This window comes from Salinivibrio sp. PR6 (assembly GCF_001995955.1).
Classification (GTDB): domain Bacteria; phylum Pseudomonadota; class Gammaproteobacteria; order Enterobacterales; family Vibrionaceae; genus Salinivibrio; species Salinivibrio siamensis.
Map to the genome: position 1 here is coordinate 38,130 of NZ_MUFA01000012.1, position 22,355 is coordinate 60,484.

Below are 22,355 nucleotides of genomic sequence, written 5' to 3' on the forward strand. Positions count from 1 at the left end.
TTACGATAAATAACACATGTTGTCCTGCCCGTTAAACGCAGTAAGGTAGCGTCTCTATTCCTAGGCGGAGACAAGTGTTTGAGCAACCTGGCTATCATCGATGATATTGCGACGCATGGACTCAGTGTGTGTGACGGATTTTTGTCAGCGCAAGAGGTGCATGACTTGCACACATGCCTACCGGCCCAATGGTCGCAAGCCACCATTGGGCGCGAACAAAAACAGCACACCAATACGCAAATTCGCCGGGATAAAATTCACTGGTTAGAGCGCGGGCGCCAGCCTGCCGTGGATGCATTATTAGCAAAAATGGCTGATCTTCAGCAGGCATTTAATCGTCATCTTTTTTTGGGGCTGTTTGAATATGAAGCGCATTTTGCCAAGTACAACCCCGGCGACTTTTATGCCAAGCATTATGATGCCTTCGAAGGACGGTCAAACCGTAAGGTGACCACCGTGTTGTATCTCAATGAAGACTGGTCTGAACAAGACGGGGGCGAAATCGTCATTTACAACCCTGACGGTAGCCATCGGCAAACCCTATGGCCGAAAGCGGGACGATTGGTGACGTTTTTATCCGAAGCTTTCCCTCATGAAGTGCTTCCAGCCAAAAGGCAGCGTTTTAGTATTGCAGGTTGGTATCGACTGAATGGTATGAGCGGTCAGCGAGTTGATCCAATCCGCTAACGGCAGCCATACTCACTGTCTAACAGTATTGAACAAGGCAGTGTTATATGGCTCGCCCTCCCGAGCAGCAAAGTTTCTTTTCTGATGCGGCATTTGATAGCCACCCGATCACTGATATGCCTGATGCTCAGGTAGACTGGTGGCCGAAGTGGTTGTCAGTGGGCTGTGCTGACACATTGTTTTCAACCTTACTTGCACAAACGCCGTGGCAACAATTGCCGATTTCGTTGTTTGGCCGCACCGTGATGCAGCCGCGTCTATTAGCATGGTATGGTGATCATCCTTATACCTACAGTGGGCTAACGCTTCAGCCGCTGCCTTGGACTCATCCTTTGCGCCAACTCAAAGGCTGGGTAGAGGCGCAGTGTCAGACCCCCTTTAACACTGTCCTGTTAAATCGTTATCGCAGCGGCAGCGATTACATGGGATGGCACCGAGATGATGAGTCCGAGCTGGGGGAGCAACCTACTATTGCTTCTGTCAGCTTGGGCGCGAGCCGCCGTTTTCTCTTTCGTCATCCTAAGCGGCAAGAAAAGCGAGAGGTTTTATTGAATCACGGATCCTTGTTGGTGATGAGAGGTACAACCCAAACTCATTGGCAGCACAGTTTGCCGAAAACACAAAAGCCGACGAGCGAGCGAATCAACTTAACATTTCGCTTCCTTACCCCCTCTGACAAATAGGGCGCCATGCGGACGCCTTTCAATCACGGTGGCTCAAAAAGTTGATAAGAAGGCGAGCCGATGGGTCGCTCGCCGTTACCTATTTGAGCGATTGTGGTTATTCAACAATCAAGCTGACGTCTTGGTAATCCCTATAGCCCCGAAGCAAGACTGAAAACTCACCTGGCGATGCGCCATCAAACCGGCAGATTTCGTTATTTCCGCCTTGATAGGGGCGACAATCCCAGTTATCAGCGCTAACTTGACCACCTTGTTTGACATAAAGGTCCACATCGCCTGTACCGCCGTAGGTGCGGATGACAACATCACTGGTGGTCTCTAACTGGTAGCGATAGGTGCGCTCGCTGCCACGATCCCCTGATATGTTGTTGATAGGCTGCCCAAGTTTGAGGTTATTACCCGGATTAGGCTGCGAGTCTGCGTTGGCTAGCTCTACCGTATAAGCAAGGCCTAGCTTAGTGAATTTGGTTGCATGACGTCCTTCGCTATCACTGTTGGCGAGTGTGTCGCGAGGGGTATGAATATTGGGATTGTAGTCATTGAATTTTGCTTCGAACGGCATGGCTGCAGGATAGCCTGCTTGATGCCAAGACGCGTGGTCGGAGCACGCATATCCGCATGTATCAAAGCCATAGCTAAGTGTAGGCAAATAGGTATCGAGTAATTGAGTGAGATACTGGGTGAGCCCGCTATCGGTATAATCGGTAATAAAGACAATATCTTCTGCTGAGCCTTGGTAGTTGGTCATATCAAGCTGCAACACGCCACGTACATCTTTGCCTTGTTGTTTAAATTGGTTAGCAATAGCTTGCGAGCCACGGAGTCCAACTTCTTCGGCGGCATAAGCGACAAAGGCGATACTGCGTTTGGGTTGAAAGTCATTCTGCGATAAAACACGGATGATCTCTGTCACTGCCGCAATCCCGGAGGCATCGTCATCGGCGCCAGGAGCGATACTTTGCTCGTCTGTGCGTGCACCAATGGTGGAATCGAGATGCCCACCAATCACAACCCACTCATCAGGGCTTTCTGCGCCTTCGATAGTCATCATCACCGACGCTTGGTTATAACCACTGTGCGACACTTGAGAGATTGTCACACCGTTTAATCCCTGAGCGAGTGATTGCCAGCGTGCTTTTATCCAATCGGATGCTTGTGCGCCCGATGTCGTGGTGTAGAAGCGGTTGGGAAAGTCGGTCAGGCGATCGATGGTATTCACGATTAAACTTGATTGAATTTGGTCCAGCCAAGGTGTCACGAGCGCCTGCTGCTTGATAGCTGGTGGTGTAAAGCTTGCGCGGGACACCGGCATATTGCTGGCTGCCATGGCACTTTGTGCTGAGGTGTGCACGATGTAGCCACCACAGCGGTGGTGATTTTCATGCATCTCATGAGACAGCGCGGCCAGTTGCGATTCACTGACTTCACCTACCCATGCTTTGCCATTGCTTGCAACAGCGTGTGACAACATCGGTCTGGCGCCAGCGTGACGTGCCGTTTGTTGCGCATCAGCGCCAATGGAAATCCAGACTTTATCGTCGCCTTGACCCGCGTGAGCAAAGTTGGTGGCCAGCACGAGCGCGAGCATTGTCATTTTGTATTTCATGTTTCCTCCTTGATTTGAATAGTGTCGCATTACTCCTTGCAACCCATTCACTGTAGAGGAAAAAGACATGTTGTTTAAAAATTAAGACAGACACATTGCGGACATAAAACTTGTCACAAAATTGTTAATAAGAGATAAAATGAAGATGAAACAGGGAGTGAAGAATAAAAAGGCAAACCATGCTGAAAAGATCCGCAAACTGGGTGGATTTTGATGTTTTCGTTTGCAAAACAGGCAGGTGACACTTTTTTTAAATAATAAGTGTTGACTCGATCACGTTAATCCGTAGAATGCCTCCCCGTACTCAAGAGGCAGCAGCGTTAAGGCGCGTTGGCAGAGTGGCTATGCAGCGGATTGCAAATCCGTGGACCTCGGTTCGACTCCGGGACGCGCCTCCATGTTTCTCTTAGTGCAGTAAAATTCGGACGCGGGATGGAGCAGTTTGGTAGCTCGTCGGGCTCATAACCCGAAGGTCGGTGGTTCAAATCCGCCTCCCGCAACCAATTTACACAGGGTCATGCAACGCTTAATTGCATAAGGCGACATTAGCTCAGCTGGTAGAGCGCGACCTTGCCAAGGTCGAGGTCACGAGTTCGAACCTCGTATGTCGCTCCAAGTTTTGCCCACATCAAGCAACAATTGATGTTACGGACGCGGGATGGAGCAGTTTGGTAGCTCGTCGGGCTCATAACCNGTCATGCAACGCTTAATTGCATAAGGCGACATTAGCTCAGCTGGTAGAGCGCGACCTTGCCAAGGTCGAGGTCACGAGTTCGAACCTCGTATGTCGCTCCAAGTTTTGCCCACATCAAGCAACAATTGATGTTACGGACGCGGGATGGAGCAGTTTGGTAGCTCGTCGGGCTCATAACCCGAAGGTCGGCGGTTCAAATCCGTCTCCCGCAACCAATTTTAGGTTGCTGAAGAAGCACTTAACGATTGATAATAAGTCAATACGACCTTCGGTCGGCGCCGTTGCACGGCGCGTTAAATCCGTCTCCCGCAACCAATTTTACACAGCGTCATGCAACGCTTAATTGCATAAGGCGACATTAGCTCAGCTGGTAGAGCGCGACCTTGCCAAGGTCGAGGTCACGAGTTCGAACCTCGTATGTCGCTCCAAGTTTTGCCCACATCAAGCAACAATTGATGTTACGGACGCGGGATGGAGCAGTTTGGTAGCTCGTCGGGCTCATAACCCGAAGGTCGGTGGTTCAAATCCGCCTCCCGCAACCAATTTTACACAGCGTCATGCAACGCTCAATTGCATAAGCGACATTAGCTCAGCTGGTAGAGCGCGACCTTGCCAAGGTCGAGGTCACGAGTTCGAACCTCGTATGTCGCTCCAATCTCCATGCTTTCCCTCATCACCTTTACCCAATATGACGTGTCTCTTCAGGCACAGCGTAGCGCCTTGTATCACTTGTCGCGTCTAGAAGCATTGTTTCTAGCGTGACGGTTTCGTCAATCTGCGAAAAGTGGGCAAGGCCGACTGAGTAAATAAACGGATAGCGTTCTAAAGATAATCGGCGGCAAAGCCTGAGATAGAAGCGATCCAATTGTGCTTCGACTGCATCGACATCCTGTTGAATCAATAATACCGCAAACTCACAGCCCTCTAGGCGCCCAATCCAGCCTAAGTCACCGAACACATCCGTTAGACAGCCAGCAAATTCTTTCAGCACTTTATCGCCAGCATGCTTGCCATAGCGCTGATTCACGCCTTGTAACTGGCGAACATCAAAGTGTAATAACGTATGTTGATCTTCAATGACAACATCGTCTGTTAGATAACTGTTTACTTCTCGGTAAAAGCCACGTCGATTGAATACGCCTGTTAGCGGATCAATGACATTTTGTTGCGTCATTATCAATTCATGCTCGACGATACGCGCGAGGTCTGACAGCGCGCGCTGACAGGCATCCGTAAGCTCGCGAGGATGATGATCGATGACACAGAGCGTTCCAAGCAGGTGCTCGCTATCTAGGCTAAAAGGAAAGCCTGCATAAAAACGGATATAGGGAGGACCGGTTACCAAAGGGTTGTCAGCAAAGCGACGATCGTTGTGAGTATCCTCAATAATTAATGGCTCTAACTGCTGAATAGCGTGACCACAAATCGATTCGCTTCGACTTGTTTGGTTGACGGCTAAACCACGCTTCGCTTTAAACCACTGCCTCTGTTCATCGACCAAGCTAATGGCGACAACGGGGCAATCCGAGACATATGCAGCGACTCTGACAATCCGCTCAAATCTGTCTTCGTGTCCAGTGTCTAATATACCCAGATCGTGTAATGCGTGTAGTCTTTGCTGCTCATTATGAGTGGGGCGTGCCGGTTCCATGCCTTTTCCTCCTTGTCGCTACTCCTATTGTAGCCAACCACACACAAGGTAGGGGCAATAATTGTTAGTGGCGGTAAATATCGTTAGAAATGCGAATGCTTTTGGTGAAAACTTCAATTAATTCAATCTGATATATAATTTTTTGTCGTTCATATTTTTAAGGGGGCGAGAGGCCGAAAAACTCAGTTTGTAAAAAACTTGTTTCAATGATATTTTCCATCGCTTATTCAGTATTCACACTGTTTGGAAGAGGCGGTGACGCACCCGGATTGATCGTGTGCGTGACAGCGACTCTATACTCTTAGTACTTGTTGTTTTTAGAAGGTTTGCTTATGGCGTTTTTAGCGAGCTGTGATACCCAATATCCGCTGACTCATCCGCATGCGGCGTCTGCTGTGGTGATGGTGCCCCCGCTTCATTTTAAGTTTAATGCACAAACGAGTGAGGATAATGGTTTTCAGCATGCGCCGTCACTGCCGGATGAAGAAGTGAAAACGCGCGCGATGGCCGAATTCAATAACATGGTGATGATCCTCCGCCGCCACGGTATCGATGTGGTGGTCATGGAGTACCCAGAATCTGATCCTGCGACGCCTGATGCGGTATTTCCCAATAACTGGTTTAGTACGCTCCCCAGTGGCGAACTTTACCTTTATCCCATGGCATGCCCAAACCGCCAGCTAGAGGTGAAACCCGAGCGCTTAATGGCTGCATTGGACCGTGCAGGCTATGCCGTCAATCACGTACACAAAGTGAAGTGTCATGACAAAGACGATGCGTTTCTTGAAAGTACCGGCGCGATGGTTATCGACCATCTCAACCAGCGTGTTTACGCGGCGCTTTCACACCGTTGCGACAGTATTTTGCTCACTGAGTGGGCGGCAAAGGTGGGCATGCGACAAGTCGTGAGTTTCAACACGGAGATGAGCGATGGCAATCCCGTTTATCATACCAATGTGATGATGGCAGTGGGTGAAGAGTTTGCCGTTGTGTGCGATGAGGTGATCGAAGCTGGGCAGCGCGACCTCGTGTGTAACACACTGAGCCAAGATAAAACCTTGGTATCCATTAGTGAGTCACAAATGAACCAGCTTTGTGGCAATATTCTACAATTGCGCAATCGCCACGGTGAATCGCTCATCGTCATGTCACTGTCTGCTTACAGTGCTTTTACCGAAGAGCAAAAACGCACGCTGCGCCAATTTGGTAAACTGGTACCTATCGATGTCAACACAATTGAAACCGTGGGTGGGGGAAGCGTGCGTTGTATGATGGGAGAAGTCTTTCTACCTCGTCACCAAGCCGCGATGTCGGGTTAAAGGCCTTGGTTAAAACGTCGGTTTGATAGGCAAAACGGCGACGAATAGTCGCCGTTTTACGTTGCTATTGAGGCTATGAGTGCGCGCGTGTTTTGGCCTTGAGTGGCATTTTGTCAAACGAGACCCCCTTCCATCCGGTGACCATAAAGTTACGAATGTTTTTGTGATCCGTCCCCGAAGGATTGCTCAGCACGTCTTCGCGATAATACCCCCCAAAGCAGGCGAGCGTCTGCGCTTCCGTGAGCTCATGAAGTTGGCAGAATGCGAGTACTTTGCAAGAGCCTGTGTTCTGGCCTGCCTTATTGGCGAGATCACCGTTAGTGAATCGAGTAGGGGCGTAGTCGTAATGTGCATCTATCACCGCCATTGTCTCGTCAAACATTACCATATCTGGGGTTTGCGTGACTTTGGCGAGAAAGCTGTCTAAGGTCATGTCGGTTCCTGAGTTAATAACATGCGAGCTCTCGTCGAGAGTATATGCACGTTGTACCAACTTGTTTAACCAATGTGAAGCCAAGCGACGCGAGTAATGGATAAATATCCATCACTTAAACCAAAATTTTTGTTGCAGTGCTTTACATTAACTCGGGGCAACATTAGTATACCACCCTGTTCGGAGGGATGGCTGAGCGGTTGAAAGCACCGGTCTTGAAAACCGGCAAGGGTTAATAGCCCTTCCAGGGTTCGAATCCCTGTCCCTCCGCCACATATCGAAAAGCCGCTGAGAAATCAGCGGCTTTTTTGATCGTGTAAAGACAGATCCCATCAACATATTCAGCACCTTGCTCTGATCCAGCCTCTTCTGTTTGATACTGTAAACTTAGTCTGGCGACTCTTACCGTCGCTCGCCTCCTACAGTCGCCCCAATACTGGAGTGTGATGATGATTAATTACTTACCACTCGGTGCCATCACGCCAAACGACTTTATCCCTATCTTCAATAAACCCAGTATTCGGCAGCATCTTATCGAACATGCCCCTTTTGATGCACAGAGCATCAAAACATGGGTGAGAGAGAAGAGACACATTGATACTCAAGACGGATGTTTGGTTAGGGCGGTGAGTGTCAACAACTGCCTCGTAGGATGGTGTGGTATTCAGCGTGCTGAATGTGGTTTTGAATTGGCGATCGTGTTGGATACCTCGCACTGGGGACTTGGGCGGTATGTATTTAAGTTTCTACTCTCGCGCGCTGAACAACTTGGTCATCAAGTCGTTTATCTTCATTTGCTGCACACCCGTCGAGAATCCACGTTTTTAACGCAACGTGCTCTACGAGTATTTAAAACACATATGTTGGGTGAATGCTTTACCACTTACGAGATAAAAGTAGGGGACTAGCGGCGTGTGACGCGAGCGTCTGGTTGACGCCATAACAAAGAGTCAGCATTTCACTGGCAACTATTTCCCCCTTGTTCTTTACTTTGTTTTCTGCGGATTGCGAATACAAAGAGGAACGTCCATGAAAATATTACTCTGCCTTTTAGGTTTTTTCTCTAGCTTTGGTGTGTTGGCCGATGCGCAACCCAGCGTTGTAAATGGGCAAGTAACGGACATCGCAGAAGACCACATGATGGTTGAGACGGGCAATGATATTTATAAGATTATGGCTGACCCTGACATGCTTGATGAGCTTGAACCTGGCATGAACGTTGAGGTCACTGGCGAACATCATATGCAGGCCAGAGAGGTACGTATTGATCATAAAAACCGTAAAAACCCATTGGGGGAATAACCATGCCTGAAAAATTGGACGGTGGCGTGCTAGAATTCACCTTAATACGCAAATATATGAATATTCGCGTTTTTGTTTGAGCATTATGAACATGGAACTGTGATGTCTGAATTTACACGTATGCCGTTGCCTTTGCCGTCTGACTTTGATCGCGACAACGACCAGTTACTACTTCACTCTTGTTGTGCCCCTTGTTCGGGAGAGGTGATGGAAGCCATTGAAGCGAGTGGGATCCGTTACAGCATCTTTTTTTATAATCCCAACATACATCCAGCTAAAGAATACGAAATTCGTAAGCAGGAGAATATTCGTTTTGCAGAAGATCATGACGTGCCATTTATCGATATGGATTACGACACCGATAACTGGTACGCCATAGCAAAGGGGATGGAGTTTGAGCCCGAGCGCGGAATACGATGTACCATGTGCTTTGATATGCGGTTCGAGCGTACAGCGCGATATGCCGCCGAACATGGTTTCCGGTTTATCAGTAGTTCACTGGGTATCTCGCGCTGGAAGAATATGCAGCAAATTAATGATTGTGGCCATCGCGCAGCGGCTCCCTATCCAGATGTCCAATACTGGGATTACAACTGGCGCAAACAAGGAGGTAGCCAGCGCATGATAGAAATCAGTAAGCGCGAGCGTTTTTACCAGCAAGAATACTGCGGGTGTATTTATTCGCTGCGGGATACGAATAAACATCGCCTAGCGCAAGGACGCGAGCGAATTAAGCTCGGCGTGCAATACTACGGCGACGATTAAAACTAAACTGCTGACAATAGCGAAAGGCGCCGTTTGGGCGCTTTTCACCATTGATGAAGAACATCCACTGCATTGCAATATGTGCGCAAACTAACAGCTTGGTGATGCTTTTCCTTACAGGTTGGGCAAAAACACCTAATATGTTAAGAAATTGTACCGTGCGATAAAGGCTCGTGACTGAACTGATCTCTCATCCCGAATGGCTACTGCTTGTGCTGGCCCCCGTGTTTTTCTTATGCATGTTGGGGGAGTACTGGGTAGCGCTGCGCCGCGGAAAATTGGGCGATAATGCCCGTTATTACGTGCCGGAAGTGCTTTGCAATTTTACCTTGGCGGGGCTGCATCAAGCTGCAGATTTACTGACCGGGCTGCTGATTGCCAAGGTGTATTTGTGGTGGTTTGGCTGGCGGCTGTTCGATATTGAAATGTCGGTAGGCTTGTTCTTATTACTGATGATCGCGCAGGATTTTTGTTATTACTGGTTTCATCGCGCCAGCCATCGTATTCGCTGGATGTGGGCGGCGCATGTGGTGCATCATAGCTCTGAGCGGATGAACTTTAGCACCGCGTTTCGCCAAAGCTTAATGTACCCGCTGGCAGGGATGTGGCTGTTTTGGTTGCCCCTGGTGGTGATTGGGTTTCCGCCGCAATGGGTGGTGTTTGTTGTACTGCTGAATTTAGGGTTACAGTTTTTTGTTCACACTCAATGGATAAAGACACTCGGGCCTGTGGAGTGGATTTTTAATACCCCGTCTCATCATCGCGTTCATCATGGCGTGAATCCTCAGTACATCGACAAAAACTACGCGGGCATTTTAATCATTTGGGACAAGTTATTTGGCACCTTCGAGCCGGAATCTGAACCGGTTCGCTATGGGATCCCCAAGCCAGTGAATAGTTTCAACCCTCTGGTGGTAACTTTTGCAGAATGGCAACAAATGTGGCGAGACGCCACGCAACCCGATCTGAGCGTTCGGCAACGATGGCAGTGCTTGTTTGCACCGCCAGAACGAGACACCAGGAGCTGATAATCGCTAGTTAGCCTAGCGTGTCTTCTCCGTGAGATACTGAACAAGACACCTCTATTGCGCCTGAATGCGTTATAATACCGCCCACATCGACAACATTAGGGGCACTATGAAACATCGTACCTTCGTCTTTATTGGCATGGCTATTTTTGCTGTGACCATCACCATTTTGATTTCGTGTCAGCGCCCCCAAGCTCCCCTTGTGCCTGATTTCCAATCCTTTGCCGCGGGGGCTGAGCGTAAGCAGGCGTTTTTTGATTACTTCACGCCTGTTGTTAATGCCATTAACAGCCAGGTACTGGCGGATCGCACCGCATTAATGGCATGGCATGCGCGTAAAAGTGAGCTAAGTAGCCGAGAAATAAAACGTGTCCGAGCGCTCGCCGAACAGTATGAGCTGGAGGGTTTTGATGTCGGCCAAGAAGCCGACTGGATGGCATTGATTCAACGGGTGGATATGATTCCTCCGTCGTTGGTGTTAGCGCAGGCGGCGAACGAGAGTGCGTGGGGCACGTCGCGGTTTGCACGGGAAGGGAATAACTACTTCGGCCAGTGGTGCTTTAGTAAAGGATGTGGACTGGTGCCCAAGCAACGTGCGGAAGGGAAAGTGCACGAAGTCGCAGCGTTTGATAACCCGCAAGCCTCGGTACAAAGCTACATCAATAACTTGAATACCCATGCCGCGTACCAAGGGCTACGCGAGATCCGCGCCAGCTTGCGTGAGCAGAATAAACCGCTGTCAGGCGCAGCACTCGCCAATGGGCTGGTACGCTATTCAGAGCGTGGTCAGGCCTACGTGAAGGAGTTGCAAGCGATGATCCGCCACAACCAACTGGATAGGCTCGACCAGCCATCATCCTCATCCAATAACGACTAGGACAGCCAATGATTACCCGTTTGCCTCGGTGGGTTGAAGCCGGGGCGTTTGTGTTAGCGCTGATCGCCGGTACCATCAATGCGATCGGTCTGTTGGGCTTTGAACATCAAGCCGTGTCGCACGTGTCAGGCACCGCGACGCAATTTGGCTCGGGGTTGTTTGCCGGCCAGTGGACACAAGTTATTCAACTGGGTGGCTTATTGTTGGCTTTTTTCCTCGGTGCCGCGATTTCCGGGTGCTTATTGCATGGCAGCACGCTTAAATTGGGCCGCCATTATGACTCGGCACTGTTTGTCGAAGCTGGGCTGATTATGGTGGCGTTTTATTTTCTGTCTCGCGGGTTTGCCATCGGTCAGTTAGCAGCCTCGGCAGCGTGCGGCTTGCAGAATGCGATGGCGACCACCTACAGCGGCGCGATCGTGCGCTCAACCCATTTAACCGGCATCTTTACCGATTTAGGATTAATGCTAGGGGGCAAGCTACGCGGCAATCCAGTCGATAAGCGCAAGCTGATGCTCTTTTTACTGATCGCGTCTGGCTTTATCGTCGGCGGGGTAGTGGGTGCGGCGCTTTTTGCGCACTTCCATTTTGCTGCCCTGCTGTTTCCCGCAGGGTTATGTTTTGTAGTGGCACTGTGTTACCGCGGGTACATGACACGTCAGCGTTTAGTGGCTGGCACCAGTAGCAAGTAACTATACAAATCATTAACAATGCGCGTTTTCGCGCATTTTCTTAATGTGTTTGTTGTGCATCGCATTGAATTTGCCAACTTGACGGAGCCTTCGGTGCGATCGTCGGGCCTTTCCCTTGTAGCGGTGGCTTCCCGTGTCACCATTCGCGCGTCTTTTGGCGGCCAAAAGTTTGTCTTAAATCAAACAAGTGTGAGTTTGTGTTTCGAATTCGCGCATTGTGTGATGATCTCGCCGTCTTTGTGACACGGAAAATGCCACACTCCCGTTACGATACAGTAACAAGGAGGCCCCATGCCAAATAGCCAGTATATTGAAACGGATGTGGTCATCATCGGTGGGGGTGCAACCGGCACCGGCATCATGCGAGATTGCGCACTGCGTGGCATCTCATGCATTTTGCTCGAACGTGACGATATTGCGGCAGGCACATCGGGGCGCAATCATGGACTGCTGCATTCTGGGGCTCGTTACGCGGTCACAGATACCGAATCGGCCCGTGAATGCATTCAAGAAAACACCATCCTTAAAGCCGTTGCTCGCCACTGCGTGGAAGACACCAGCGGACTTTTTATCACCTTGCCGGAAGATGATTTAGCGTACCAAGACACCTTTATTGCCAGTTGCGATAAAGCCGGTATTCCGACCCGAAAACTGACGCCACGTGAAGCGTTAGCGTTCGAACCCAACGCGAATCCAGCGATGATTGGCGCGGTACAGGTGCCGGATGGCATTATCGATCCCTTTCGTTTGTGTGCCGCGAACGTACTGGACGGCAAAGAGCACGGTGGCAAGGTGTTTAACCATACCCGAGTGACGGGATTAATTCGTCAAGGGGCGACGGTGCAAGGCGTGCATTGTTTGCATACCCTCACCGGCGAGCGTTTTGCCATTATGGCGAAGCAAGTGATCAATGCCGCAGGGATTTGGGGGCAGACAATCTGCGAGTATGCCGATCTGAATATTAAAATGTTCCCCGCCAAGGGCTCATTGCTGATCCTCGATTATCGGATTAATAACCGGGTGATTAACCGCTGTCGTAAGCCGGCGGACGCTGACATCTTGGTGCCCGGTGACACCATTTCCTTAATCGGCACCACCTCTGAGCACATCGAGTACGATCAGATTGATAAGCTCGCGGTGACGCCACAAGAAGTGGATGTGCTGATGCGCGAAGGGGCTAAGCTCGCCCCCATCATGGCCAATACACGCGTGTTGCGCGCCTATGCGGGCGTGCGGCCTTTGGTCTCGGTAGATGACGACGGCAGTGGTCGTAATATCAGTCGCGGCATTGTGTTACTCGATCACCAAGCACGCGATGGGCTGGAAGGCTTGGTCACGATCACTGGTGGCAAGCTCATGACCTATCGTTTGATGGCCGAGCAAGCCACAGACTTGGTGGCTGAAAAGTTGGGTAACCGCAACCGTTGCCAAACTGCGATTCGCCCGCTACCGGGCTCTGAGCCTTCTAAAGGGATCCGTAAAGCCAGTGCTAGCTTGGTGAAACCTGTCTACCAATCCGCCTATTACCGCCACGGTGAGCGCGTTAGCCATTTTTTAGATGAAAGTGACGACAGCCAAGCGGTGATTTGCGAATGCGAAATGGTGACCAAGGGCGAGGTGAACTATGCGATTCAATCGCTGGATGTGAAAAATCTCACCGATCTGCGTCGGCGCACTCGTCTGGGTATGGGGCCTTGTCAGGGCGAGTTGTGCAGCTATCGTGCCGCTAGCTTATTCAGTGAACTGGCAGGGATAGATGGCCAAGCCAGTGCAGGGCTGCTGGTGGACTTTCTCGAAGAGCGTTGGAAAGGCGTGAAACCGATTTTTTGGGGCGATGCGCTACGCGAAGCCGAATTTAGCTATTGGATTTATCAAGGATTGTTTGGCGCCGGTGAGGTGCCAACGCCGCCGAAGGCACCGCGCAGTAGCGCTGAGATAAAGCGTGCTGCACCGACGTCAGCGGCTGATCAGGAGGTATCACAATGATCCACTACGATATCGCAGTGATTGGTGGCGGCATTGCCGGGTTTACTGCCGCATTGCGATCACTGGAAGCGGGCAAGAAAACCGTAATGATTAGCGCCGGACAAAGCGCGCTACATTTCTCGTCAGGCTCCATTGATGTATTGGGCCATTTTCCCAATGGTGAGCCGGTCAGTCAGCCTTTTGAAGCGATTCCGAAACTGGTGCGCCAGCACCCTGAGCACCCATATGCCAAAGTCAGTTTAGAGGAAGTCACCCAGTCACTCGCTTGGTTCCAACACCAACTGAGTGCGCAAAAGGTGTGTCTGTATCATCAAGAAGATAACGCCAACCACGGCCGCATTACGCCATTAGGTACTGTGCGCCCGACTTGGCTATCGCAAGGGCATGTGTATCAGCATCGCGGCCCGCGTCGTTTCTCTGGTTTGTGTTTTGTGGCCATTGAAGGCTATCGCGATGCGCAACCGACGTTAGCGAAAGACACCATTACCGCGCAACGTGATTTTGCATCCTGCCCAAGTCGCACCATTACGCTGTCGATTCCGGGAGCCGAGCGATTACGCCGTAACCGCAATGAGCTACGCTCGGTGGATCTTTCTCGTTTATTGGCTGAGCCTGATGCCTTTGACAGTCTGTGCGAGCAACTAATCGCGCAGTCCGGCCCAGATGAGCTGGTGATTTTACCCGCCATCATTGCCGATGTGGCCGGCGAGCGGGGGATGGATGCGCTTAAACAGCGCACCGATCGCTGTTTTCACGAAGTGCCGACCATGCCGCCTTCTCTGCTGGGGATCCGCATTGAGCGTGCGTTACAGCGGGCCTTTGCTAGCGCGGGTGGGGTATTGCTGCGCGGCGATCAAGTGACTGGCGGTGAGTTTGGCGACAACGGTCGCCTTACCGCCTTGCATACGCGTCAGCTCGAAGATATTCCGTTAACCGCAGAGGCAGTGATCTTGGCGACGGGCAGCTATTTTAGTCGCGGTCTCAATGCCGACCGCACTCAGGTGAGCGAACCGACGTTGGGATTAGACATGGTGCAAAGCCCTGATCGGAGTGAGTGGCGCAACGACGACTTTTTCAGTCAGCAAAGCCACCCCTTTATGGCCTTTGGCATTAACACCGACAACCAACTACGTCCCACCGCACGCGGCAAGCGCTGCCAAAACCTGTTTGTGTGTGGTGCGGTACTCAGTGGTTACGACCCCGTCTATGAAGGCTGTGGCGGTGGCGTTGCGATCGCAACCGGCTACGCCGCCGCGCAACGTGCGCTCGCGGTGATGGCGAGCGCTAAGGAGGCGTCCCATGCTAACTGAATGGCTGAAACAGCGTGGCTATAGCGACCATGCCCCGCAACCCACCAGTTTTGACCAATGCATTAAATGCACGGTCTGTACTGTGTATTGCCCGGTATCAAAAGCGAACCCTGCGTATCCTGGCCCCAAAGAGTGTGGCCCGGATGGTGAGCGTCTGCGGATCAAAAACCCTGAGTATTATGATGACCTGCTCAAGCTATGCACCAACTGCAAACGCTGTGAGACCGCCTGTCCTTCCGGGGTGAAAATTGGCGATATCATTGCGGTGGCGCGCGGTAAACACGGCAAGAAAAATATCAATCCTAAGCTGATGCGTGATTACGTGCTGAGCCATACCGACTTGTTTGGCACGCTTGCCAATCCAGTGGCACCGTTGGTGAACGTGATGACGGATCTGAAACCGGTGAAAGCGGTGATGCATGCCACGATTGGGGTGGATAAACATAAATCTCTACCCAAGTATTCGTTTGGCACCTTTCGGCGTTGGATGAAAAGCCAAGCGGCGACACAGGTGAATTATCCTAAACAAGTCAGTTACTTTCATGGCTGTTATGTGAATTTTAACAATCCGCAGCTTGGTAAAGACTTGGTGAAAGTGATGAATGCGATGGGGTACGGCGTGCAATTGCTCGAAAAACATAAATGCTGTGGCGTGCCTTTAATTGCCAATGGCTTTTACGATAAAGCGCGCCGTAACGCGACCGCCAATACGGCGATGATTACCGATGCGGTTGCCGAGCATCGCCCTGTAATAGCCACCTCCTCATCGTGTGCGCTGACGTTAAAAGAAGAGTATCCCCACGTACTGGGAGTAGATAACGCCCACGTGGCAGGGCAGATCAGCTTTGTGACCCGCTTTTTACTCAAAGCGGCCATGAATGGCGAGATGCCCAAGCTCAAGCCGATTAATAAGCGAGTGGTTTACCATACCCCTTGTCACTTGGAACGCAGTGGTAATGCGATGTTTACCATTGAGCTATTGCGTATGATCCCCGGGTTAGAGGTGATTGTGCTCGATAGCGAGTGTTGTGGTTTGGCAGGTACCTATGGGTTTAAAACCGAGAACTATCAAACCTCGATTGCCATCGGTAGTGGCTTATTTGCTCAGATTGAAGCCGCGCAGGCGGACTTTGCGATCACCGACTGTGAAACCTGTAAATGGCAAATTGAAGAAAACACATCGCTGGAGGCCTTGCATCCGGTGAGTGTGCTGGCGATGGCGGTTGGAGAGCCAGTAGCACCGTAATATTCGTCGCAAAGAAAAACGCCACCCAATGCGGTGGCGTTTTTTTGGTTTGCTAAATGCGGTTTAGCTGCTCGCTTGTGATGGTGTCGAGGCGGTGGATTTACCCACCGACTCTGCCAGTAAAGACTTCATCACGCTGATGGTCATCAAGATCACTAACACACTGATGGGCAGGGCAGTGACCATGTTCGCGGTTTGCAGGGCTCTTAACCCACCGGCAACCAACAATACGGCAGCGACGGCACCGATCATAGTGCCCCAGAATACTCGAAAGCGTTTAGGCGGGTTATCATTGCCCATCGACAGAATCGTGGTAAGCACAAGGGTGCTCGAATCGGACGAGGTAATGAACCAACTAAATAGCAAGAAGATCATCATGGCGTTGAGTATCCATCCCCAGATCCCGCCGCCAGTAATGCCATCAGCGGTGGCAAACAGCGCCGCGGGTAAGTCCCAACCATTGACCAAATCAATAATCCCAGCGGTGCCAATCCCGGCATCAGCGACAAGCTCTTGATGCAACGCGTTACCGCCAAAAATCGCCAGCCAAGCAAAAATCATTAGGGTTGGCGCACACAGCACGCACACGACAAACTCTCGTAAGGTGCGGCCGCGAGAAATACGCGCAATAAATAGGCCAATAAAGGGCGCCCAGCCAATCCACCAGCCCCAATAGAAAATGGTCCAGGCATTTTGCCATGCAGAGGGGCCTTTCGCCTCCGGGAACCACAGCCCCATCGGGATAAACTCGACCATATAGTCGCTCAGTGATGCCCCAAATATTTGCACTAACCAAGCCGTAGGCCCGCCGAATAAAAAGTAGGCAATCACCAGTGCGGAGACGATGATATTCCACTCAGAAATGATTCGGATCCCTTTGCCGACGCCAGAGAGAGACGACAAGATAGAGGCCACAGAAATCAGTGCAATAAGGATAACTTGAGTCGCGATACCTGGATCGATGCCAAATAGGCGATCGAGCCCCACGGCAATCTGACTGACACCGAGCCCCAGCGAGGTGGCGACACCGAACACGCAGCCAAGCACCCCCAAGATATCGATAATATGGCCGATGGGCCCGTAAATGCGGTTACCAATCAGTGGGTGCACCGTGGAACGTAGTGCCAGAGGCAGCTTTTTCCGAAACGAGAAATAGGCGAGCGCGAGGCCCACAATCACATACACCGCCCAGCCGTGAAAGCCCCAATGGAAGTAGGTGACACGCAACGCATCGGCGGCGCGATCAAAGCCCATGGTGGTGGCACCGGCCATATCTGCATACGGGTTGTTGGGGTAGCCGAACGCACCACTTGTATCAAAGTAGAGCGTGGGTTCGGCTACCCCAAAAAACAGTATGCCAACGCCGACACCCGCGGAAAACAACATGGATAGCCACGAGAAGGTGCTAAACTCGGGCCGGTCGTCGTCATCACCTAAACGAATGTTACCTAAACGCGTAACGGCAATCGTCAAGCTGGCGACTAGTAACAGCACTAGTACCAGCATGTAATACCAACCAAAGGTCGATTCCACCCAGCCACGAGCAGCGGCAAATACACGGCCAGCTAAATCAGTATTAAATCCGGTAAAAAACACGAAGACACAAACCAGAAGCGTGGCGGCGATCATCATATTTTTATGAACACCTTTAAACAGGCCGGTTTGTGTGACGCAATCGGCAAACGGATGCTGCAATGCACTCGCATTGCTCGCATCCGACGTACTTCGTGTTGACATGAATCATTCCTCTTTTAACAACAAAACGCGCAACAATTTACGCAACGCGACCAATCTTTGCAAAAAAAAGAGTCATTAATCACATTATGTTGGATTGAAGTGCTGAGAAAAGCAGCGAAATGTGTCGATAAGACGGCCAGTGGAAGATTGTCTTCGTACACTCAAGACTGATTAAAACCTTAATAGATTGTTTAGGAGTAAGATGATGAAACCACAATCCGCTTCACGCGATACCATGCTGCAACTTGGATACCTTGGCTTGCTGCCTTTTATTGGCGGCGTCCTCGTCACTTGGGCCGATCTGACCTTATTTGGCCTCAGTGGAGAGCAGTTATTTTTAAGCTACAGTGCGGTGATTTTGAGCTTTTTGTCTGGTGTACTGTGGGGGAATGGTATCGATCATTTTTCTCATAAACTGAGCCGAAATGCGTTACTGCTGAGTAACTTGTTTGCACTACTGGCCTGGGGGGCGTTGATTCAAGGGGCGACCCAATATTTGATTGCCACCGGGTTACTTGCCATCGGTTATTTAGCGATATGGTTAGCGGAAAAATGGATCCGAAAAAGTGAGAGTGAGGACACGTCTTCCGCCTATCAAACCATGCGTGGTCGCTTGACGGTGGCGGTTGTGGCCTGCCATGGATTGCTGCTTTTTGTGGTGTGAACGGTAAAAAGACCACCAAGAAAAACCTTACTGAGAATGAACCTATTGCAGTAATAGGCCGTACCCGTTACTTCGTGCGCAAAAAAACAATTAACTTAATAATGAGATTTAGGGCAGCGGGGTAAACAATGACGATCATACAGTATTTACGCGTGGTGTTTCTTGCACTCGGCATTGCGGTCGCGGCGAGTGGGTCGTATCTATTTAGCGAGATAAACACCGTCAAGGCACAGTTTAATGATGTGGTAGAGCGTAATGTTCGCCTGCTTAGCACCGTATCTGATCTTCGCTATTTTACCGTCACTTATCGCCGCTTCGCACTCGATTACGGTTTAACCGATGACAAACAAGCGCATCGCGATATTCTGGTGAAAATTGAGCGCAATGATCAAGAAGTCGGTGAAGCGCTCGACAAAATGAAGGCATTAACGGTCAGTGATAGCAATACAGAGGCGGTAGACACCATTGAGACACGCCTCAACAATTACCGCGACATGCAAAACGATTACATTTCGCTTATCGATAATGGCCGACTGGACGATGCGCGCCGCAAAATGCTGGGCCCTATGCTGGCACCGTTTGACCAGATAGTTGCCAACTTGGCCACGCTGCAAGAGACGTTGGAAGAGCAAGCCAATGCGATAAAGACGCGAGAATCAGAAAAAATCGAGCGACTAATCTATATCGGTATTGCCGTGATTGTTGCACTGATTGTGCTGATGGCGGGTGTGGCGTTATTGCTACAACAGCGTATACGTGGGCCGCTGGCGCAGCTGGTTACCCAAATGCAACGGGTGGAAAGTGGTGACCTTACCCAACGTTTGGATCTTAACGCTTTTAACCGCGACGAGCTGGGACAAGCCGCTAATACCTTTGCGCAAATGCAAGAAAGCATTACCGCGTTGATAGGGTCTTTAGTGAAAGGCACTAAGCGATTACAAACAGTCAGTGACGAGCTGTCGACCCAGGTCAGTCATACCGTGAACAGTGTTGAACAACAACGTGGGGAGCTGTCACAGCTTGCCAGTGCGATGACACAAATGGAGTCGACCTTTGGGGAAGTGGCGAGCAATACGGTGAATGCCGCGGAGCACACTGATAAGACGCGTGAATACGCGGAGCAAGGTCGGCAGACCTTTGAACAATCTTACCAGCAAAGCGTGGCGGCAAAAGACCAAGTTAATGAAGCATCGCAAGTGATTGAGGCGTTAACCGAAGACAGCGAAAATATTGGTAAAGTCTCGGAAGTGATTAGCACTATCGCCGAGCAAACCAACTTGCTCGCGCTCAACGCGGCCATTGAAGCTGCTCGCGCGGGCGAAGCGGGTCGAGGTTTTGCGGTCGTAGCTGATGAAGTGCGTGGATTGGCGACCAAAACCCAATCATCGACCGATGAGATCAATCAAATCATTGAAGGGCTGCAAACGAAAGCGCGTCAAGCCTACAAAGTGATGAGCGATAGCCAAACGTTAACGCAAAAAGGGCTGGACGATGCCAAACGGGCGGCAGAAGCGATTGACACCATCAATGATGCGACGCAGCAGGTATCAGAAATGACAGGCGCGATTGCTACCGCGACCGAAGAGCAAACCACGGCAGCGGCGGATTTGAATCAAAATGTGTCAGCGATTCACCGCGCGGCGGAATCACTTGCCGAGACGGCGGAGCAAACCCGTCAAGCGTACGAACGTTTGGAAAAAGAAAACGCCAGTATCAAAGAGCAAGCGGAAGCCTTTAGGCTCGGATGATGTGCACTAAGCACGAGGCACTAAACAAAAAAAGTGCGCCCACGCGGCGCACTTTTTTATTACCTTGGCAATGTCTGTCAGCGTTAGCGAAATAAATACAAAGACAAAAAATAGTTAATGTTTTGATTGATCGTTCGGAGCACGGCGGTCAAGCCTGCCTCGCTATGCTCAGTCACATCCCAGGGTACAAATTTTCCATAATCAGGTAATGGTAATCCGGATTGCACGGCAGCGGGGTTCATCGCAACCAGATAATCAACATACGTCAATCTCAGCTCGGCCAGCGGGGACGGCGTGATCCCGGACGTTGAGAGTTGAAACTGAATTAACGCTTTTGACGCTTGCGCCGTATGCATAGTGCTGGATGTATGTGCGCAGTGGACATCAAAAAAACTGCTGGCTTTGTTTACCATCACCGCGGCGGCCATCAAAGAGGCACCGTGCTTACCATCGCATAAAAACAAAACGACCGGCTTACTCGGCACGGTATCGCCATGCATCGGTGTCTCGTCGGCACGCGCGTTTAACGAGACATTATCTTTGGCATCTATCATTGCCTTTACTCATCAAAAAAGGTGGAGGACGGGGCGTTCGATGGTGCATCGAGTCTACGCGCGTCAGTCCTTGGTGAGTCTATCCTAGCCCGCCATACGCACAGCGCCAGCGTGGTAAAAACAACTTTTGAATCTGTTACCAATGCGCCGCACTGTCATCAAACCTTCATGATTGCATAAAGGAACTGTCACTTTGTGCTCTTAATGTGTCTCCCCGTTAACCGAGTTCTTCGTTATGTGTAGATAAATTGATTTGCACAGCACTAACTTAAATAATCGACTTGGAGGTTGATGTGAAACTTAAAGCTCTCTTTGCAGCTACTACAGTATCAATGGCCGTGCTGGCCTCAGGTAGCGCAACGGCCGCAAACCGTGATTACATTAGCATCGTTGGCTCTTCTACTGTTTACCCTTTTGCTACTGTAGTTGCTGAGCGCTTCGGTCGCACGTCGCAATACTCAGTACCAAAAATCGAATCTACCGGTTCAGGCGGCGGTCTTAAGCTGTTCTGTGCAGGTGTGGGTGAAAACACGCCAGATATCACTAACGCATCACGTAAAATCAAAAGCTCGGAAATCGACCGTTGTAAGTCAAACGGTGTTGACGACATTGTTGAAATCAAAATCGGTTATGACGGTATTGCGCTGGCAAACTCGAAAATGTCTCAGCAATATGACTTGAGCTTGAAAGAGATCTACACCGCGCTCGCTAAAACCGTGCCAGACGGCAACGGCAACTTTGTCGACAACCCAAATGAAACGTGGAAAGACGTGAACCCATCACTGCCTAACACCAAAATTGAGGTGCTAGGTCCACCACCAACATCAGGGACGCGTGACGCTTTTGTTGAGCTAGCCATGGAAGCGGGCTGTGCCGAGTACCCAGAAGTGGCGGCGCTTGAAGACAGCAACGAAGACAAATTCAAAGCGATTTGTCACGGCATGCGTGAAGATGGCGCTTTTATCGAAGCGGGTGAGAACGACAACCTTATCGTGCAAAAGCTTGAAGCAAACCCAGACGCACTTGGCATCTTCGGTTACAGCTTCCTAGAGCAAAACGCTGACAAGGTACAAGGCTCAAAAATCGCGGGTGTTGAACCAACGTTTGACGCGATTGGTAGCGGTGACTACCCCGTATCACGTTCACTGTACTTCTACGTGAAAAAAGCACACGAAGACGTGATCCCAGGTCTAAAAGACTACGTGACCGCATTCACTGCTGAAGATGCTATCGGCAACATGGGTTACCTGGCTGACCGTGGCCTTATCCCACTCGACAACAGTGAATGGAAACAAGTACGCAGCGCCGCAGTTGACCTAAAACCAAACCTGTAAGCGCAGTGTGAACACGAAAAGGTGGCACACATGAGGTGC

The 22,355-nt window shown here is 50.6% G+C and carries 20 protein-coding genes and 9 tRNA genes; 24 read left to right on the forward strand and 5 right to left on the reverse strand.

The window, feature by feature from the left end:
* The first annotated feature begins 78 nt into the window (after nt 1-78).
* Nucleotides 79-687, forward strand: coding sequence for a 2OG-Fe(II) oxygenase (locus BZG72_RS10950; RefSeq protein WP_046075459.1), 609 nt, complete (start codon nt 79-81; stop codon nt 685-687).
* Nucleotides 688-734: 47 nt separating this feature from the next.
* Nucleotides 735-1,370 carry an alpha-ketoglutarate-dependent dioxygenase AlkB family protein gene (locus BZG72_RS10955; RefSeq protein ID WP_369795710.1) on the forward strand — a complete coding sequence of 212 codons (636 nt, stop codon included), beginning with the start codon at nt 735-737 and terminating at the stop codon, nt 1,368-1,370.
* 97 nt (nt 1,371-1,467) lie between these two features.
* Here BZG72_RS10955 and BZG72_RS10960 read toward each other — a convergent pair whose 3' ends face one another.
* Nucleotides 1,468-2,976 (reverse strand): M28 family metallopeptidase, encoded by a 1,509-nt coding sequence (locus BZG72_RS10960; protein ID WP_077666792.1) that lies wholly within the window; start codon nt 2,974-2,976, stop codon nt 1,468-1,470.
* Between the two features lie 324 nt (nt 2,977-3,300).
* On the opposite strand from BZG72_RS10960, the gene BZG72_RS10965 reads away from it, so the two are divergent.
* From BZG72_RS10965 to BZG72_RS11000, 8 genes are all read left to right on the forward strand, one after another.
* Nucleotides 3,301-3,374: transfer RNA gene (locus BZG72_RS10965), tRNA-Cys, on the forward strand.
* Between the two features lie 28 nt (nt 3,375-3,402).
* Nucleotides 3,403-3,479: transfer RNA gene (locus tag BZG72_RS10970), tRNA-Met, on the forward strand.
* 36 nt (nt 3,480-3,515) lie between these two features.
* A tRNA-Gly gene (locus BZG72_RS10975) sits at nt 3,516-3,591 on the forward strand.
* Between the two features lie 104 nt (nt 3,592-3,695).
* Nucleotides 3,696-3,771: transfer RNA gene (locus BZG72_RS10980), tRNA-Gly, on the forward strand.
* A gap of 37 nt (nt 3,772-3,808) precedes the next feature.
* Nucleotides 3,809-3,885: transfer RNA gene (locus BZG72_RS10985), tRNA-Met, on the forward strand.
* Nucleotides 3,886-4,022: 137 nt separating this feature from the next.
* Nucleotides 4,023-4,098: transfer RNA gene (locus tag BZG72_RS10990), tRNA-Gly, on the forward strand.
* 37 nt (nt 4,099-4,135) lie between these two features.
* Nucleotides 4,136-4,212: transfer RNA gene (locus BZG72_RS10995), tRNA-Met, on the forward strand.
* A gap of 36 nt (nt 4,213-4,248) precedes the next feature.
* Nucleotides 4,249-4,324, forward strand: a tRNA-Gly gene (locus tag BZG72_RS11000).
* A gap of 25 nt (nt 4,325-4,349) precedes the next feature.
* Here BZG72_RS11000 and BZG72_RS11005 read toward each other — a convergent pair.
* Complete coding sequence (locus BZG72_RS11005; RefSeq protein ID WP_077666793.1) at nt 4,350-5,321, reverse strand: sensor domain-containing diguanylate cyclase; 972 nt, start codon at nt 5,319-5,321, stop codon at nt 4,350-4,352.
* 332 nt (nt 5,322-5,653) lie between these two features.
* Between BZG72_RS11005 and BZG72_RS11010 the strand changes: the two genes are divergently transcribed.
* Nucleotides 5,654-6,640: an arginine deiminase-related protein gene (locus BZG72_RS11010; RefSeq protein WP_077607426.1), complete on the forward strand. Its 987-nt coding sequence runs from the start codon at nt 5,654-5,656 to the stop codon at nt 6,638-6,640.
* Between the two features lie 73 nt (nt 6,641-6,713).
* Here the strand turns inward: BZG72_RS11010 and BZG72_RS11015 are convergent, their stop codons facing one another.
* On the reverse strand, nt 6,714-7,073 hold the full coding sequence (locus BZG72_RS11015; protein WP_046075234.1) for a HopJ type III effector protein: 360 nt from the start codon (nt 7,071-7,073) through the stop codon (nt 6,714-6,716).
* Nucleotides 7,074-7,255: 182 nt separating this feature from the next.
* On the opposite strand from BZG72_RS11015, the gene BZG72_RS11020 reads away from it, so the two are divergent.
* The 10 genes from BZG72_RS11020 (at nt 7,256) to glpC (ending at nt 16,279) form a co-directional block, all read left to right on the forward strand.
* Nucleotides 7,256-7,346 (forward strand) — tRNA-Ser (locus BZG72_RS11020).
* Between the two features lie 173 nt (nt 7,347-7,519).
* Nucleotides 7,520-7,981, forward strand: coding sequence for a GNAT family N-acetyltransferase (locus BZG72_RS11025; RefSeq protein ID WP_131828032.1), 462 nt, complete (start codon nt 7,520-7,522; stop codon nt 7,979-7,981).
* Nucleotides 7,982-8,102: 121 nt separating this feature from the next.
* On the forward strand, nt 8,103-8,375 hold the full coding sequence (locus tag BZG72_RS11030) for a hypothetical protein (protein ID WP_046075232.1): 273 nt from the start codon (nt 8,103-8,105) through the stop codon (nt 8,373-8,375).
* Between the two features lie 102 nt (nt 8,376-8,477).
* The gene (locus BZG72_RS11035) at nt 8,478-9,140 is read left to right on the forward strand and encodes an epoxyqueuosine reductase QueH (RefSeq protein ID WP_077666795.1); all 663 of its coding nucleotides are present in this window, start codon (nt 8,478-8,480) and stop codon (nt 9,138-9,140) included.
* Between the two features lie 173 nt (nt 9,141-9,313).
* Nucleotides 9,314-10,168 carry a sterol desaturase family protein gene (locus BZG72_RS11040; protein WP_235606082.1) on the forward strand — a complete coding sequence of 285 codons (855 nt, stop codon included), beginning with the start codon at nt 9,314-9,316 and terminating at the stop codon, nt 10,166-10,168.
* A gap of 109 nt (nt 10,169-10,277) precedes the next feature.
* Nucleotides 10,278-11,045 carry a glucosaminidase domain-containing protein gene (locus BZG72_RS11045; RefSeq protein ID WP_108743054.1) on the forward strand — a complete coding sequence of 256 codons (768 nt, stop codon included), beginning with the start codon at nt 10,278-10,280 and terminating at the stop codon, nt 11,043-11,045.
* Between the two features lie 8 nt (nt 11,046-11,053).
* On the forward strand, nt 11,054-11,737 hold the full coding sequence (locus BZG72_RS11050) for a YoaK family protein (RefSeq protein ID WP_046075224.1): 684 nt from the start codon (nt 11,054-11,056) through the stop codon (nt 11,735-11,737).
* A gap of 291 nt (nt 11,738-12,028) precedes the next feature.
* A complete protein-coding gene (gene glpA, locus BZG72_RS11060) occupies nt 12,029-13,723 on the forward strand; it encodes an anaerobic glycerol-3-phosphate dehydrogenase subunit A (protein ID WP_077666796.1) in 1,695 nt (564 codons plus the stop codon).
* The gene (glpB, locus tag BZG72_RS11065) at nt 13,720-15,033 is read left to right on the forward strand and encodes a glycerol-3-phosphate dehydrogenase subunit GlpB (RefSeq protein WP_077666797.1); all 1,314 of its coding nucleotides are present in this window, start codon (nt 13,720-13,722) and stop codon (nt 15,031-15,033) included. The genes glpA and glpB overlap by 4 nt, the downstream gene beginning before the upstream one ends.
* Nucleotides 15,023-16,279 carry an anaerobic glycerol-3-phosphate dehydrogenase subunit GlpC gene (gene glpC, locus BZG72_RS11070; RefSeq protein WP_077666798.1) on the forward strand — a complete coding sequence of 419 codons (1,257 nt, stop codon included), beginning with the start codon at nt 15,023-15,025 and terminating at the stop codon, nt 16,277-16,279. The genes glpB and glpC overlap by 11 nt, the downstream gene beginning before the upstream one ends.
* Nucleotides 16,280-16,342: 63 nt before the next feature.
* Here the strand turns inward: glpC and BZG72_RS11075 are convergent, their stop codons facing one another.
* Nucleotides 16,343-18,016 carry a BCCT family transporter gene (locus BZG72_RS11075; RefSeq protein WP_077666799.1) on the reverse strand — a complete coding sequence of 558 codons (1,674 nt, stop codon included), beginning with the start codon at nt 18,014-18,016 and terminating at the stop codon, nt 16,343-16,345.
* A 202-nt stretch (nt 18,017-18,218) separates the two neighbouring features.
* Here BZG72_RS11075 and BZG72_RS11080 point away from each other — a divergent pair, with 202 nt between their 5' ends.
* Nucleotides 18,219-18,680, forward strand: coding sequence for a DUF3429 domain-containing protein (locus BZG72_RS11080; RefSeq protein WP_241832545.1), 462 nt, complete (start codon nt 18,219-18,221; stop codon nt 18,678-18,680).
* 128 nt (nt 18,681-18,808) lie between these two features.
* The gene (locus tag BZG72_RS11085; protein WP_077666800.1) at nt 18,809-20,428 is read left to right on the forward strand and encodes a methyl-accepting chemotaxis protein; all 1,620 of its coding nucleotides are present in this window, start codon (nt 18,809-18,811) and stop codon (nt 20,426-20,428) included.
* Between the two features lie 83 nt (nt 20,429-20,511).
* Here the strand turns inward: BZG72_RS11085 and BZG72_RS11090 are convergent, their stop codons facing one another.
* The gene (locus BZG72_RS11090) at nt 20,512-20,982 is read right to left on the reverse strand and encodes a hypothetical protein (protein WP_077578997.1); all 471 of its coding nucleotides are present in this window, start codon (nt 20,980-20,982) and stop codon (nt 20,512-20,514) included.
* A gap of 293 nt (nt 20,983-21,275) precedes the next feature.
* Here BZG72_RS11090 and BZG72_RS11095 point away from each other — a divergent pair, with 293 nt between their 5' ends.
* Entirely contained in the window at nt 21,276-22,316 is a 1,041-nt protein-coding gene (locus BZG72_RS11095; RefSeq protein WP_077666801.1) for a substrate-binding domain-containing protein, read from the forward strand.
* Nucleotides 22,317-22,355 lie beyond the last annotated feature (39 nt).

Excerpts from the sequence above, each read along its gene's own strand:
- BZG72_RS11025 (WP_131828032.1), top strand. The coding sequence starts at position 7,520 with ATGATGATTAATTACTTACCACTCGGTGCCATCACGCCAAACGACTTT.
- BZG72_RS11090 (WP_077578997.1), bottom strand. The coding sequence starts at position 20,982 with ATGATAGATGCCAAAGATAATGTCTCGTTAAACGCGCGTGCCGACGAG.
- BZG72_RS11045 (WP_108743054.1), top strand. The coding sequence starts at position 10,278 with ATGAAACATCGTACCTTCGTCTTTATTGGCATGGCTATTTTTGCTGTG.
- BZG72_RS11075 (WP_077666799.1), bottom strand. The coding sequence starts at position 18,016 with ATGTCAACACGAAGTACGTCGGATGCGAGCAATGCGAGTGCATTGCAG.
- glpC (WP_077666798.1), top strand. The coding sequence starts at position 15,023 with ATGCTAACTGAATGGCTGAAACAGCGTGGCTATAGCGACCATGCCCCG.
- BZG72_RS11005 (WP_077666793.1), bottom strand. The coding sequence starts at position 5,321 with ATGGAACCGGCACGCCCCACTCATAATGAGCAGCAAAGACTACACGCA.
- glpA (WP_077666796.1), top strand. The coding sequence starts at position 12,029 with ATGCCAAATAGCCAGTATATTGAAACGGATGTGGTCATCATCGGTGGG.
- BZG72_RS11080 (WP_241832545.1), top strand. The coding sequence starts at position 18,219 with ATGATGAAACCACAATCCGCTTCACGCGATACCATGCTGCAACTTGGA.
- glpB (WP_077666797.1), top strand. The coding sequence starts at position 13,720 with ATGATCCACTACGATATCGCAGTGATTGGTGGCGGCATTGCCGGGTTT.
- BZG72_RS11085 (WP_077666800.1), top strand. The coding sequence starts at position 18,809 with ATGACGATCATACAGTATTTACGCGTGGTGTTTCTTGCACTCGGCATT.
- BZG72_RS11015 (WP_046075234.1), bottom strand. The coding sequence starts at position 7,073 with ATGACCTTAGACAGCTTTCTCGCCAAAGTCACGCAAACCCCAGATATG.
- BZG72_RS11010 (WP_077607426.1), top strand. The coding sequence starts at position 5,654 with ATGGCGTTTTTAGCGAGCTGTGATACCCAATATCCGCTGACTCATCCG.
- BZG72_RS11050 (WP_046075224.1), top strand. The coding sequence starts at position 11,054 with ATGATTACCCGTTTGCCTCGGTGGGTTGAAGCCGGGGCGTTTGTGTTA.
- BZG72_RS11035 (WP_077666795.1), top strand. The coding sequence starts at position 8,478 with ATGTCTGAATTTACACGTATGCCGTTGCCTTTGCCGTCTGACTTTGAT.
- BZG72_RS10960 (WP_077666792.1), bottom strand. The coding sequence starts at position 2,976 with ATGAAATACAAAATGACAATGCTCGCGCTCGTGCTGGCCACCAACTTT.
- BZG72_RS10955 (WP_369795710.1), top strand. The coding sequence starts at position 735 with ATGGCTCGCCCTCCCGAGCAGCAAAGTTTCTTTTCTGATGCGGCATTT.
- BZG72_RS11030 (WP_046075232.1), top strand. The coding sequence starts at position 8,103 with ATGAAAATATTACTCTGCCTTTTAGGTTTTTTCTCTAGCTTTGGTGTG.